Source organism: Desulfobulbus oligotrophicus (genome assembly GCF_016446285.1).
Classification (GTDB): domain Bacteria; phylum Desulfobacterota; class Desulfobulbia; order Desulfobulbales; family Desulfobulbaceae; genus Desulfobulbus; species Desulfobulbus oligotrophicus.
Genome location: NZ_CP054140.1, coordinates 167501 through 181684, shown reverse-complemented (window position 1 = coordinate 181684; position 14184 = coordinate 167501). Strand labels below are relative to the sequence as shown.

At 53.6% G+C, this 14184-nt stretch carries 13 protein-coding genes (1 of these 13 running past the window's edge); 6 read left to right on the top strand and 7 right to left on the bottom strand.

Annotation, left to right across the window (positions count from 1 at the left end; genetic code table 11):
- Positions 1-1209: an acetate kinase gene (locus HP555_RS00795; RefSeq protein WP_269846851.1), complete on the top strand. Its 1209-nt coding sequence runs from the start codon at positions 1-3 to the stop codon at positions 1207-1209.
- 174 nt (positions 1210-1383) lie between these two features.
- Positions 1384-1764 (top strand): winged helix-turn-helix domain-containing protein, encoded by a 381-nt coding sequence (locus HP555_RS00790; RefSeq protein ID WP_233249217.1) that lies wholly within the window; start codon positions 1384-1386, stop codon positions 1762-1764.
- A gap of 129 nt (positions 1765-1893) precedes the next feature.
- Here HP555_RS00790 and modC read toward each other — a convergent pair whose 3' ends face one another.
- The 3 genes from modC to modA are packed head-to-tail and all read right to left on the bottom strand — an operon-like array spanning position 1894 to position 4412.
- Positions 1894-2952, bottom strand: coding sequence for a molybdenum ABC transporter ATP-binding protein (gene modC, locus HP555_RS00785; protein ID WP_233249216.1), 1059 nt, complete (start codon positions 2950-2952; stop codon positions 1894-1896).
- Positions 2949-3629 (bottom strand): molybdate ABC transporter permease subunit, encoded by a 681-nt coding sequence (gene modB / locus HP555_RS00780; protein ID WP_199263326.1) that lies wholly within the window; start codon positions 3627-3629, stop codon positions 2949-2951. The genes modC and modB overlap by 4 nt, the downstream gene beginning before the upstream one ends.
- Before the next feature lie 24 nt (positions 3630-3653).
- Complete coding sequence (gene modA, locus HP555_RS00775) at positions 3654-4412, bottom strand: molybdate ABC transporter substrate-binding protein (RefSeq protein ID WP_199263325.1); 759 nt, start codon at positions 4410-4412, stop codon at positions 3654-3656.
- Between the two features lie 220 nt (positions 4413-4632).
- On the opposite strand from modA, the gene HP555_RS00770 reads away from it, so the two are divergent.
- Positions 4633-4851, top strand: coding sequence for a hypothetical protein (locus HP555_RS00770; RefSeq protein ID WP_199263324.1), 219 nt, complete (start codon positions 4633-4635; stop codon positions 4849-4851).
- Between the two features lie 117 nt (positions 4852-4968).
- A complete protein-coding gene (locus HP555_RS14425; RefSeq protein ID WP_233249215.1) occupies positions 4969-6513 on the top strand; it encodes a hypothetical protein in 1545 nt (514 codons plus the stop codon).
- Positions 6514-6779: 266 nt separating this feature from the next.
- On the opposite strand, the gene htpX is transcribed toward HP555_RS14425, so the two are convergent.
- The 4 genes from htpX to HP555_RS00745 all read right to left on the bottom strand — a co-directional run bounded on the left by htpX (position 6780) and on the right by HP555_RS00745 (position 10876).
- On the bottom strand, positions 6780-7655 hold the full coding sequence (gene htpX / locus HP555_RS00760) for a protease HtpX (protein WP_199263323.1): 876 nt from the start codon (positions 7653-7655) through the stop codon (positions 6780-6782).
- Between the two features lie 69 nt (positions 7656-7724).
- A complete protein-coding gene (locus HP555_RS00755; RefSeq protein ID WP_199263322.1) occupies positions 7725-8366 on the bottom strand; it encodes a DedA family protein in 642 nt (213 codons plus the stop codon).
- Positions 8367-8500: 134 nt separating this feature from the next.
- Positions 8501-9790 carry an IMP cyclohydrolase gene (locus tag HP555_RS00750; protein WP_199263321.1) on the bottom strand — a complete coding sequence of 430 codons (1290 nt, stop codon included), beginning with the start codon at positions 9788-9790 and terminating at the stop codon, positions 8501-8503.
- 75 nt (positions 9791-9865) lie between these two features.
- The gene (locus HP555_RS00745) at positions 9866-10876 is read right to left on the bottom strand and encodes a bifunctional UDP-N-acetylglucosamine diphosphorylase/glucosamine-1-phosphate N-acetyltransferase GlmU (protein ID WP_199263320.1); all 1011 of its coding nucleotides are present in this window, start codon (positions 10874-10876) and stop codon (positions 9866-9868) included.
- A gap of 260 nt (positions 10877-11136) precedes the next feature.
- On the opposite strand from HP555_RS00745, the gene HP555_RS00740 reads away from it, so the two are divergent.
- Both HP555_RS00740 and HP555_RS00735 read left to right on the top strand, forming a co-directional pair.
- Positions 11137-12060 (top strand): homocysteine S-methyltransferase family protein, encoded by a 924-nt coding sequence (locus HP555_RS00740; protein ID WP_199263319.1) that lies wholly within the window; start codon positions 11137-11139, stop codon positions 12058-12060.
- Positions 12057-14184 carry the 5' portion of a methionine synthase gene (locus HP555_RS00735; RefSeq protein ID WP_199263318.1) on the top strand. The gene runs 323 nt beyond the window's last position, so the window shows 2128 of its 2451 coding nt (coding positions 1-2128); its start codon is at positions 12057-12059; its stop codon lies beyond the right edge, outside the window. The genes HP555_RS00740 and HP555_RS00735 overlap by 4 nt, the downstream gene beginning before the upstream one ends.

Genomic DNA, 14184 nt, shown 5'->3' with positions numbered 1-14184 from the left:
ATGAAATACTTAATCATCAACTCAGGCAGTTCTTCGATCAAATATCAGGTCATTGAGATACCCACCGAAACAGTGCTCGCCACCGGTCTTGTGGAGCGGATAGGCGAGGGCAGCGGTCGTTTGAAGAATATCGCCTTCCCCGGCAGCGACAGGGAACTGACCACCGTCATTGAACAGCCGATTGCTGATCACTCCCAGGGGATGATGCTGGTGATCGCTGTTTTGACTGATCAAGAGAAAGGGGTCATTGCCGATACCGCCGAGATCAGCGCCGTCGGTCATCGGGTGGTCCATGGCGGGGAAGATTTCCGTCGTTCAACGTTGATTACACCGGAGGTGATCAGCGTTCTGGAACAGAATATTCCCCTGGCACCGCTCCATAATCCGGCCAACCTGGACGGTATCCGGGTTGCCAGGGAGATGTTTCCCGCCGTTCCTCAGGTGGCGGTGTTCGACACCGCCTTTCATCAGACCATGCCTCGTCGTGCCTATCTGTATGCTGTTCCCTACAGACTGTACGAACAGTATCGGGTACGGCGCTATGGATTTCACGGCACGTCACATCGGTTTGTTGCCGGAGAATGTGCCCGGCTTCTCGAAAAACCACTGGACGCCTGTAATCTGATCACCGTACATCTTGGCAACGGCTGTTCCATGACGGCCATAGAAAATGGCCGCAGTATCGACACCTCACTGGGTATGACGCCTTTGGAAGGCCTGGTGATGGGAACGCGTTCCGGTGATGTTGATCCGGCCCTGCACCTGTTTCTTAAGCAGAATATAGGGCTGGAGCTGGAGGAGATTGACACCTTGCTCAATAAGGAATCCGGTCTCAAGGGGCTGTGCGGCATGAACGACATGCGCGACATTCACAGCGCGGCGGCAGCGGGTGATGAACGGGCAGCGTTGGCACTGGAGGTGCAGACATACCGCAATCGCAAATATATCGGTGCCTATATGGCGGTGCTTGGCCGGGTTGACGCTATTGTCTTCACAGCAGGTATCGGGGAAAATGATCCGGTTACCCGGGCGGAATCCCTTAAGGGGCTGGATGTGTTTGGGGTGCGGCTCGACCCGGAAAAAAATAACGAACATGCAGGACAGGCCCGGTGCATCAGCCGTGCCGAGAGCACTGTCCGGATATTTGTCATTCCCACCAACGAAGAGTTGGCCATTGCCCGCGAAATTGCCGACCTGACTTCAGAATAATCATCTTGATGCAGTAGTGGAGGCGGACTGCCGGCTGAGACCGTTAGCAGCCTGTTCTCCGCTTCTGCTGATACAGCAATTGCTTATCCGGACGATTTTCAGTATTGTCTCCTGATCCATCTTGTGTTTATCCACGCCGCAGAGAGCGGTGGACATCATTACCACGGAGGGATCATGCCCAAGGTCCGACAAAAAAATGAGCAGAATGCCCTGGCTTCCAGTCAGGTCAGGAAGGGGTTGCAGGTAAAGGGTCGTTTGTGGATAGAGATCGAAGGACATACCTATCTGTCCTGGGGACGAATTGTTCTCCTTGAACGGATTGACGAGTATGGTTCGGTTTCCGGTGCTGCCAAGTCCATGCAGATGAGTTTCAGTCATGCCTGGCGGCTGGTTGAAGACATGAATACCCTTGCCCCGAAACCGTTGGTTGAAAAGCAGGCCGGTGGCCGACGAGGGGGCGGTGCCTGGCTGACCGATGCCGGTAAACAGGCTATTCACGATTTTTTTGCCCTGGTGGCACGATTTCAAACCTGGGTTGAACAGGAACACCTGTGACAGGATACTGTCCGGTCAGTGTACTGTTCTGCTCCGGCGTTGTTGCTCTTTTCATTCTTTATATGGGTGCTCTTTGCCCCCTCTCTGCTGCATGGCCTCTTTTCCCGCTGTTTCTGCAGTTGATTTTCCCTACAGCACCTTTTTGAAGGCAGAGGCTTTGATTACTGCCACGACCTCTTTGTTGGGTGCAAGTTCCAGTTCCCGCTTTGACTCAGGCACAATCTGCACGATTAACGTGTTTACACCGCACTGCAGTTCTACGCGAACCCGGTTGCCCGCGGTAAAAAGTTTGCGCACCCTGCAGGGCAGCACATTGCGGGCACTGGTGGCTTCAGGATGGTGTTTGAAGAGCACGATCTCGCGGGCATCCAGTTCAAAGATGTTTTCGTTGTTTGGTCCATATTCGGTCAGTATCAGCCGGATATCCCCCCACTGATAGCTCCAGAGATCACCGAGTGGCTGTGGTCGGCCAAGATGCAGAAGGTTTACGTAGTTCTGTCCCGGCGTGCTCCAGATCGACTGAGCCAGCTCTTCGGTGGCCATCTGTTGTTTGATTGTTCCCTGCTCGACGATCAGAATCTGTTCCGTCATCAACCGCATCTCCAGAAGGGAATGACTGATAAACAGAAGAGGCATTTTGAATTGGGAAAAGACGGAGTTGAGGTAGAAGATAACCTGAAACTTCAACTCCTCATCCAAACCGGTGAGCGGTTCATCCATCAGGATCAGCCGAGGACAGGTCAAAACAGTTCGCGCCAGGGCGACCCGCTGCCGTTCACCGCCGGAGAGGAGGTTTACACCGCGATCAAGGAGCTTGCCGAGCTGGAGCACTTCAATGATCGCTTCCGGATCGATATGTCGTTCGTGCTCAGGGGTGCGCTTCCATCCGTAGAGCAGGTTGCTGCGCACACTCATGTGGGGAAACAGATGATTGTGTTGAAAGACAACCCCGATTCTTCGCGCCTCAGGCGCCAGATTGATCCGGTTTGTACTGTCAAAGACGATGGTCTGGTCTAAACGGAGGGTGCCGCGATCCGGCTTGAGCAGGCCGGCCAACAGGTACATGAGCGTGGATTTACCGCTGCCCGATGGGCCGAATAAACCAATGCGTTGCCCGGTAACCGTGAAATCAGCGGTCAGGTTGAAGGCACCCAGCTGTTTGTGGACAGAGACCGCCAGCTGCATCATCTTCTGTCCAGCGATCGGGAGGCCGCTCCGCTGATCAGCAGGACGACGTACGACAGAAAGATTGACACGAGACATAACGACAGTGCCATGCGGTCGCCGCCAGGTGTACTGGTGTACTCATAAATAGCCAGAGGGATGGTCTGGGTAATGCCGGGAATGTTGCCGGCCAGGATGATGGTGGCACCGAATTCGCCCAGGCTGCGGGCAAACATCAAGGTCATGCCGACAAAGACAGCCTTGCCGGAGAGCGGTAGGGTAACGGTAAAAAAGGTGTCCCAGGGGCCGGCTCCCAGGGTGCGGGCCGCCATCTGGTAGGCGGGGTCAATGGTTTCCATGCCGAGCCGGATTGAACGGACGAGCAGAGGAAAACCGACCACTGCTGAGGCAATAACGGCACCGGTGATGGTGAAAATCACCTGAAGATTATACTCCATAAGCCAGGACCCGATCCAGCCGCGACGGCCAAGCAGTAGCAGCAGCAGATAGCCGATGACCACCGGCGGCAGGACCAGGGGCAGATTGGTCAGTCCTTCGATCAGGGATTTTCCTGGTATCCGAGTATAGACAAGGAGATAGGCAACACCAATGCCCAGGGGCGTTGAGACGAAAGTTGCTGCACAGGCCACCTGAAAGGACAGTCGGATCGCATCCAGATCCGAAGGTTGCAAAAACGGCATGACGCTACCACTGTTTTCCGGTTGTTACGGAGCACTGAAGCCATACTTGAGAAAGACCTTGAGGGCTTCCGGACCGGTGAGATATGCGTAAAAGGCCTTGGCATCCGCATTCTTACTGCCTGCCAGGGTCAGTGCGATGGGATAGGTGACTGTATCATACAGATCCTGCGGAACCTCAAAGAGAATAACGGCATGCTCAGCCATCAAGGCATCGGTTTTGTAGACAAAGGCACCGTCTGTCTCGCCCCGATCGGCGTAGGTCAGTGATTGGCGTACATCTTTAGCCATGACCAGTTTTTTCTCCTGCTCCAGCTGGGTGTAGATACCGGCTTTTTCCATGGCCTGGACTGCGTATTCACCGGCAGGTACACTCTTGGGGCTGCCGATGGCGATCTGTCTGAGCTTGGTGATATCGGTCAACTTGGTGACGGCCGGATTTTTTGTACCGGCAAAGACCAGGGTGTTGGCAGCGAGGATCTGCTCACTGCTGGTATCGATTTCCTTTTTTTCACGGAGGTAGGTCATCCATTTCTGGTTGGCCGAGATAAACAGGTCGGCGGGTGCACCCTCGACGATCTGTTTGGCCAGAGTGCCGGAAGGCCCGAAGTTGGGGATAATCTGAGCAGAGTGGCCGGAGGCGGTGAATTGGGCGGCAAGTTCCTTTACAGCATCCGTCATGCTGGCAGGGACTGAAATCCTGATTTCCTCAGCAGCATGAAGGATGGATGCCGTGCACAACAAGGTGAGAAAAAGCGTTGCAATCAGGGATCGGGGTCGGTTCATGGAGTATTTCCTTTGCAAAAGGTTGGTTTCGCAGGGCACCGAAACAGGAGGGGCGTTGAGATGCCTTGTCACAGGCAACTGCCTGTAGAGGTGTACAACACTGATTGGTGCCTGTACGTGCAAGTACCGATTGAGCGTTATGACACCAGTCGTTGTTTAATCAATAAAATAACGTTATTCCAGATAATCCCTTTTTTGTAAAGCCGTAATACACGGAAGAGTGACGAATGTACCAGTCCGTGAAACGGGGATGCAGGGTGCCGGACAGCATGGACCGGCAACTCTGTTCATGGACAAACAGACGCTGGTATCTGCCTGGATAACCGTATATCTTGAGGAGTTTTTCAAAGATGGTGAAGATGACGGCACAGGAGACGACAGGCTCTTGTTGCTGATGGGTTGCTGCATGTACTGTGGCCTTGCTCAATACACCTTTTGAACCTGTGGGGTGTGTTGTCCTCTGTTGTTTTTTTAATACTTTTCAGGTACTTTCAGGTCCATTGATACGCAGACGATGCCGGATAATCGTTATGGTTCGTGCAACAAGGAGAGACAGATGAAGGTGTTGGTGACGGTGTGCACACTCTTTATGGCTGCCGCAGCGTGGGCGGATATACCGGCAACGCCGGTGATGACGCTGTATCGCTTTAACGGTGAGCTGAATATTCCCTACTACGAAGCTGAGACCTTCCGGCAAAGGGGGCCGTCAGTACCAGCGGGCACCTTGTCGCAGGGAACGTCTGTGATTCCCTGTCTGATGATAACCGACGGCGAACCGCTCACCGATGGTCAGGGGGTTCCGTATGTGGGGTTTCAGGTTGTTGTGGATTCCAGGCGCGCCACTCCGGCCTCAGCAGAGCAGTATCAGAACGCCCTTAAGGCCAGGGAAAACCGGATGGTGACCAACCATCATTGCCCTGCCAATGTCCGTCATGTACTGGATATCCGTCATCTCTATGCCATGACTAAAACACCACTTTTCGAGCCGCCGCCCCTACCGCAAACCGCGGGGGCTGGGCGCTCCACAGGCAGCAGGGGTGTCAGCGAACTGGATCAGATCATCCGGACTTTCCATAATTCAGCTGCCTGCAGTCAGGTCAATCAGAATCTGCTTGAACGTCGTCAGGCACTGCAGAAGGCGTGGAATCGTTTTATGCTGGAACAGCAGAACCGGTGGTCAGCCGACACATTGCGGCGGGCCATGCACCTGGACTATGTTATGCGCACGGCCCTGTTTGAAGGCCATCTGGGGCGGGGGTGCAGTGCGTACGGCTCCTGTGAACGCAATATCATCGCCCTTTCCATCCGTAACCGTGCGATTGAAAGTTGTCTTCAACGGCAGGGGTGCAGGGCACCCGGAGACTTTCAGGGGGTTGTCACAGCAGTTTCACAGTACAATATCTGGGATGAGTTTTTAATGCAGATCTCCGGGTTGACCTCCTGTTTCCTTCGTGATGATCTTGCTGCATCCACCCGACCGGGCGTACAGAACTACCAGAAACTGCAACGTATGTACGCACAGAATATCAAAGATATTGAACGGATCCTCTACGGTGGTGATGAGGATCTGACAGCTCTTTTCCCCAACAGCTCTCTGGCGAATCTGAAGGCTCTCAAGCATTATTACCATGCTCCGGCCATGGGCAAGTGCTTTCCCACCTACGACCGGGTCGAGTACATGTCCGGAGCAGTGGCTAGAAACGGCAATAATTTTGTCCTGATTGCCAACACCCGGATCCATGTTGACCGTAAGGTGCCGGGTGGCTATCTGTTTCGCAGTTTTGTGGTTCAGGAAGAACCTTCCAGAGATGTCATCACGATCGTTGATAATTACCCGGGGTTTGTTGTTGACGGTCGCCGGGTCTCTTTGGCGGCGGGGCAGGGGAGATGTACTGCCTATGGTATTCCGCCAGGCTGTTCATTTCAGACGATCGGCCGCTATCGAAAAACACCGTCCTGGGTTAACTCCGGCCAGGCATTTGCCGTGCAGTGTCGGACAACAGACAGGGGTGAGCAGTGTGTGCATGATGCGGTGCCTGCAAATGTACGGGTGGGTGGGCAATGCGATGTTGAGATGCGTCCGTTTGTCGGGGTGCATTGACGTAAAACCCGGGGTGAAGAAACAGTTGTCCTGCACTATGCAGTGCTTGCAGCGGTGGAGACAGCGATGATGGGCAGTGTGTGCCGTCAGCCGGCAGTAAGACCGTTCATCAGGGATGCGGACGCATGTATGCTGGGCGATTTTTTTTCTGTGGTGACGTTGTCGGTCTGCCGCTTTCAATTCCCAAAAATAACAGCATCTGATGCGTACCCGTGATCATCAGGTGCTGTTTTGTCTTTACGGTATCGGCAGGCAGGACAGGGCGGTTACGACTGCAGTGCCCTGATACGGTCCTCAATGGAAGGGTGGGTCGCAAAAAGAGAGGACAAACTGTGTTTACCGGCAATACCCGATGAGGCCATGTTCTGTGGCAGAGCTCCGGTGTCCAGACCTCCCAGCCGTTGTAAAGCGGCAATCATTGGTTGAGGGCTGCCAAGAAAATAAGCTGCACCGGCATCGGCACGGAATTCACGCTGTCGTGAGAAGTACATGACAACCAGGCTGGCCAGAACCCCAAACAGTATCTGGCAGATCGACACGGTCACCATATAACCGATCCCATAACTACCCCGGTCCTGATTGCTATTCCTGCTGATCATGCTGTCCACAAGATAGCCGACCACGCGCGCTAGGAAGAAAACAAAGGTGTTGACCGTTCCTTGAATCAACGTCAGGGTGACCATATCCCCATTGGCAATGTGGGCTATCTCATGGGCAAGAACCGCTTCAACCTCCTGCTCGTTCATACTCTGCAAAAGCCCGGTCGAGACCGCCACCAGTGAGTTGGATCGACTGGCTCCGGTGGCAAAGGCATTGGGAGGTCCCTCGTAGATAGCGACTTCCGGCATCGTCAGGTTCGCCTTGCCGGCGAGTTTGGCCACCGTAGTGACCAGCCAGTGTTCAGCCGCAGTCTGTGGTTGCCCTATGACCCTGGCACCGGTTGACATTTTGGCAATGGTTTTGGACATGAACAGCGAGATAAACGAGCCACCAAAACCAAGGATAGCGGCGAAGGTCAGCAGTGTGCCAAGATCCAGCCCCTGTGCGGTGAGATACTGATCAACACCGAGCAGGTTGGCGACAAGACCTAAAATGAGGAGGACGGCCAGGTTGGTGCAGAGAAAGAGAACAATTCGTTTCATGTGCTTACCTCAGTTGTTGCAAGGATAACAGGCCGTAAAATGTCACGGCAGCGGAGGTGTCGTGAGTGGCTATTCTCCTGAAACAGCAGTGGTTTCGGATGGGGTGCGATTTTTTGATCTCCTCCGGAGAAACCAGATGTAGCCGGCCAGGAGCAGTCCGCAACCAACTGCTACCCAAAGGACGGCCTGTTTCGAATAGGCCATGATCTGCTCCTGGTTATGGCCGATAATATAGCCTATCCAGGTCAGTATCGAGCACCAGATAAAGGCGCCCAGCAGGGTGTAGGCTGAAAAGCGCAGATGATTCATGCGGGAGAGCCCTGCCGGGATGGAGATGAGATGGCGGATCACCGGCAGCAGCCTGCCTATGAAAGTGGAGATCTCTCCGTGGCGGAGGAAAAACTCTTCCACCTTGCAAAATTTATCGGACGGAATAAGGACATACTTGCCGTACTTCAGGATCAGGGGACGCCCCAGGTACAGGGAGGCAAAATAGTTGGCATAGGCACCGAGGAGGCTGCCTGTTGTGCCGGCAGCGATGGCCAGCCACGGGTTCATCGCTCCCTGCTGAGCGAGGTAGCCGGCCGGCGGCATGACCAGCTCGCTGGGTACGGGAATAATCGAGCTTTCCATGGCCATGAGCAGAAAAATGCCGGGATACCCCAGCGCACCGATGACATCCACCAGCATCTGTATGAGTTGTGTTATCATACCCCTTTCCTTACTGTCTGTGCGGTTGCAAGCTTACCTGGCCACGGAAATCAGCGGCCAAAACAAAAATGGTGGATGTGCGCATATAATCGACCGGCATTGTGTCAGGTGAACCGATCTGTTTGTCTGGGGAGTTAATGTTTAAAGGAACGCTGGCCGGTATACATCATGGCCACTTGTGGCTTGGCTTCGTTGCAGGCCTGAATCGACTCGAAATCACGGATGGAACCACCGGCCTGCAGGATTGCAGTAACGCCTTCACGGATCCCGACATCAGCGGCATCGCGAAAGGGGAAAAAGGCATCTGAGATCATTACCGAGCCCGGCAGACCCGCCCGGTCGTTTTTTACCTTGGCATCAATCGCCTCTTTATCGGCCTTGTCCCGTTTTCCCTGATGTATGGCGAGCACCAGATCCGCATAGGGTATACCATGGGTGTCAAAACACAGGATATCCGCGTACTTAACGTATGCCTTATGAATGGCGATCTCCGCTACTCCGACCCGGTCCTGTTCACCCGCACCGATGGCAGTGGTGCACCCGTCTTTCACGTAGATCACGGAGTTGGACGTAATACCGTGTTCAACAGCCCAGCCGAAGAGCATGTCTTCAACTTCACGTTGGGTGGGCTGCCGTTCGCAGCTGTACTGCACACCTTTGTAGGTTGTGATCGCTGGTTTGAGATCCTGCGGAGTCCGGATGGAGTTGATCGCTGACTGCTGGACGATGATGCCGCCGTCGATCAGGGATTTGAAATCCACAAAACGGTACTGTTCGAATGCAGCCAGGTGGTTGATTCCGGGCATGCGAATGACCCGCAGGTTCTTCCGGCGAGCCAGGATGTCGAGAACTCCGTCTTCAAAATCCGGGGCACAGACCACCTCAAGATAATTTTGGGCCATCAGTTCAGCCGTCTCTTTATCCAGCGGCCGGCTGGTGACCACAGCGCCGCCAAAGGCGGCAATCCGGTCACAGCGGTTTGCCCGGTTGTAGGCATCGGCCAGGCTTGAGCCGATGGCTGCACCGCAGGGGTTGGTATGTTTTAAAATAACGGCAGCCGGTCTGTCGACCAGGTATTTGATGATGTTCAGGCCGTTATCAACATCAGTGAGGTTGATTTTACCCGGATGTTTCCCCACCTGGAGCATATCTTCCACACTGATGGCACTGACCAGGCCATTTCCCGGTTCAATATAGGTACAGTTGCCCAGCAACAGGTTGCCGTTGACAAGTTCGTAGAGTGCGGCTTCCTGATCCGGATTTTCACCGTAGCGCAGACCGCGCTCATCAAAGGTGCCGTCTTCCTGAGGGATTTTCCAGGTTTTTTTTCGATATACCAGGGTCTGATCACCAAAGCTGATGGTCATCTCCAGAGGAAAGGAGTCTCCACGCAGGGTGGAGTACATTTTTTTCAAATCTGTCATGAGGGGATGCGCTCCATAAAAGGTCAACCGTCACCTGCCTGCCGGGGCAGGTGGAAAATGACACGTTATCTGTTGTTATACGTTATAAAGGGTCAGTGGCTCGACGCAACTGTTATCATCCAACCGGCAGTTATCCAGCACTGAGTTGGCACCAACGATGACCCGACTGCCAAGGTGGCAACGTTTTAAAACGCAGCCGCTTTCGATCAGACAACCACTGCCGAGAACCGTGCCGTCATAGAGACGGACATTCCCCTGCAGGTGAGAGTCCGGGCCGATGGTGCAGTCAGCTGACACGGCGATGGTTTCCGGGGACTCCAGGGTAACGCCGGCAAGCATTAACGCCTGGTTGCGGCGTTGCTGCAAAATGGCCTGAGCCTGGGCAAGTTCAATGCGGGAGTTGACGCCAAGCACATCAATGGCCTGCTCATGGGTAAAGGTATGGATCCGCCGTTTTTGCTGCTGTGCCTGGGCCACAATATCAGTCAGGTACACTTCTTTCTGGGCGTTATCTGTACCGACCTGCCGGAGAGCCGAAAAGAGAAAATCCCGTTGTACCAGATACACACCGGCATTGATTTCCTGTATCTGACGTTGTTCGCTGGTGGCATCTTTCTCTTCAACAATGGCCTGTACGTTGCCTCGTTCGTCCTTAAGGATTCTGCCGTATCCAAAAGGATTGTCAACCCGGGTGGTCATGAGGGTGAGATCAGCCTGCAGGCTGTGATGGGCACTGATCATCTTTTGCAGAGTTGCCGCACCAAGAAGAGGGGTGTCGCCACAAAGAATGAGGACTGCATCGTGGTCTATACAGGCTTCTTCTGCGCAGAGGACGGCATGCCCTGTGCCCAGCTGTTCTTCTTGGACGACAAGAGTTGGCTGATAGGCTGTCAGGGCCTGAGCAACTTCTGCCCGCTGATGGCCGATTATAACCGCACACTGCTCAATGCCGGTACCGCGCACAGCATCCATGACATGGTGGATCATCGGCCGGAAAAAGACCGGGTGCAGCACCTTGGTCAGTGCCGATTTCATGCGGGTTCCTTTCCCGGCTGCAAGAATAACAGCAATAATAGACGGTGGCATGTATATATCCTGGTTGAAGAAAGCGAAAGGTCACAACCGGTTTAATGTAGAGGAAAAAGACCGGTTTGACAAGTACCACCTGAGCTTAAACCGCAAGGCAACGGTTGTGCAATCAGGGATATAGCCACAACAGAAGAGAAAATTGATGCAAAGCAGGGTCAAGAGTCATACAGTAGGCGTTTTGATGGTACGCTGCACGGAATGCATCAGTACAGTACTGCAAATTTCTTTTACATTTTGTTGAACAGGAACATCTGAACATGCAACCAGACGATCATAAGGTACTCATTCTTGACGGTGCCTGCGGGACCAACCTTCAGGAAATGAATATCCCTCCTTCTGCCTGGGCAGGGAAGGAAGGGTGTAACGAACTGCTCAATCTCACGGCCCCGGAGAGCATTGTTGCACTGCATCGCGGCTTTGTTGAAGCCGGGGCCATGGTTCTCGAGACCAATACCTTTGGGGCGAATCGGATCGTGCTTGAAGAGTATGGGCTGCATGATCAGGTCGAAAATATTAATCGGGCTGCAGTTGTCAATGCCCGTGCCGCCATTGGAGATCAGGGCAACGTCTATGTGGCTGGTTCCGTCGGGCCGGGTACCAAACTGCCCTCGCTGGGACATATCCCGTTGGAGACCCTTGCCGCTGCCTATGCTGAACAGCTGCATGCCCTTGTTGCTGCTGGTGTGGATCTGCTGATTATTGAAACCTGTCAGGATCTGCTGCAACTGAAGGTTGCCATGATCACCTGTTTTGAAATACTGGAGAAAATACAGGCCGAGATTCCCGTGATGGTGTCTGTAACCATTGAACGGACCGGAACCATGCTGGTGGGGACAGATATTGCCGCTGCTGCAGTTACTCTGGAACCTTTTCCTATCTTTTCTTTTGGTCTGAACTGTGCCACCGGCCCCCAGGATATGGAGTCGCACATCCGCTGGCTGAGTCACAACTGGCCGGGAAGAATTTCCTGTATACCCAACCAGGGGTTACCGGAGGTGGTGAACGGCAAAACCAGTTATTCGCTGACACCGCAACGATATGCACAGGAGATGAAACGTTTTGTCAGCGAGTATGGTGTCAGTGTTGTTGGTGGGTGCTGCGGTACCACGACCGCCCATACCCGGGCACTGGTGGAGAGCCTGCAGGGGGTTGAGCCCCTGGTTCGGGAGGTGGGTGCATGAAACCATCTGTTGCGAGTCTATATCAGGCGGTTGAGCTGCAGCAGGAGATTCCGCCGCTTTTTATCGGTGAGCGGGCCAATGCCAACGGTTCAAAAAAATTTCGTGAACTGCTGCTGGCTGATGATTATCAGGCCTGTTTAAAAATTGCGGTGGAACAGGAAAACAGAGGCGCCCATGTCATTGATCTCTGTACCGCCTATGCCGGTCGGGATGAGGTAAAAGACATGCTCACCCTGGTCGGCCTGTGTGCAGGCAGTCTCAAAGCCCCGTTGATGATCGACTCAACAACGCCCGAGTGCATTGAAGCCTGTCTTCGTATCTATCCCGGCAGAGCCATCGTCAACTCGGTTAATCTGGAGGATGGCGGCATCAATATCCGGCGGGTCTGCCATGCAGCAAAAAAGTATGGTGCCGCTGTCGTGGCTCTTACCATTGATGCCCAGGGCATGGCCATGACAGGCATGGAGAAGCTCCGTATCGCACAGGAAATCTACGCCATTGCTGTTCATGAGTGTGGTTTGCGTGCTCATGATATTCTTTTTGATTGTCTGACATTTACAGTTGGCAGTGGTGATGCAACCCTGCGTGATGCTGCTCTTCAAACCCTGGAGGGTATCCGTCTGATCAAAAGAGAACTGCCGGGTTGTCTGACTGTCCTGGGACTGAGCAACATCTCCTTTGGTTTGACACCCCAGGCCAGACGTATACTCAACTCTGTCTTTTTACATGAGGCCGTGCTGGCAGGATTGGATGCGGCCATTGTTGACGTTGGCAAGATCATTCCTCTGGCGCGCATTTCTGAAGCGGATCGAACAGTCTGTCTGAACCTTCTCTACAATAAGCACGAAGAAAACGGCTCAGATCCGCTGATGGACTGTATCTCTTATTTCAGCGACAAGGCCGGGGACACCAAAGAAGAGGAGCAGAAAAGTGATCGCCTCATTGAAGAACAGCTCTTTGCCAGGGTCGTTGATGGTGATAAGGACGGACTGGATGATCTGTTGGTCATACTGCGGTACCGCTTTAAGCCGATTGATATCATCAATCAGATTCTGGTTCCGGCGATGCGGCATGTCGGCGAACTGTTTGGCAAGGGTGAAATTCTGCTGCCCTTTGTGTTGCAGTCTGCCGAGGTTATGAAAGCGGCGGTCCTGCTGCTCGAACCGTTTATGGACAGGATCGATGACGGCTCAGAGACAAAAGTTCTTCTCGCCACGGTTCAGGGGGATGTCCACGATATCGGTAAAAATTTAGTCGACATTATTTTAAGTAATAACGGGTACAAGGTGTACAACATCGGCATTAAAGTGCCGGTGGAGACGGTTATAGAAAAAGCCGGAGAGTACAAGGTTGATCTGATCGGACTCAGTGGACTGTTGGTTAAATCAGCGATAGTCATGCAGGATTCCATGGCGCAGTATCGGGAGGCTGGACTGACCATGCCTATCCTGTTAGGCGGTGCAGCATTGACGCCGAAGTTTGTGGCCGAATCCTGTGTGCCCGATTACCCGGGACCGGTGGTGTACTGTGCCGATGCCTTTGCCGGCTTACGTGCTGTTCAGGAGTTTGAGGAAGGCAGGCTGACAGCAACAGTGTATGAGCAGGCCACATCAACAAAGTCGATAAAGACCGGCGTCCGGGTGCTGGAAATCAACCGGAACAATCCGGTACCCCACCCGCCGTTTTTAGGCCAGCGCTATGTGGAAGATCTGAAGCCGGAAGTCTTCATCCCAATGATCAACGAGCAGGCGCTTTTTCGGGGTCGCTGGGGCTATCGGCGCGGCAAGATGACAGTCGAAGAGCATAATGAGCTGATTGCCGGAACGGTTCGACCGCTCTATCAGCAGATTGTAGAGCGGGCAGTGGCTGAAGAGTGGCTGCAGCCCAAGATCAGTTACGGGTATTTTACGTGCCATGCCATTGATAACAAGCTGGTGGTCAAGGCCGATGACCAGGAGTATGTCTTTAACTTTCCACGACAACAACAGGCCCCTTTCCTCTGTATTGCCGACTATTTCAAGTCAGCGGAAGAGGGGGGGGATGTGGCTGGATTTTTTGTGGCGACCATAGGTGCACAGATTGGAAAGGAGATTGCCAGGCTGTATGAGGCCAACGCGTATCATG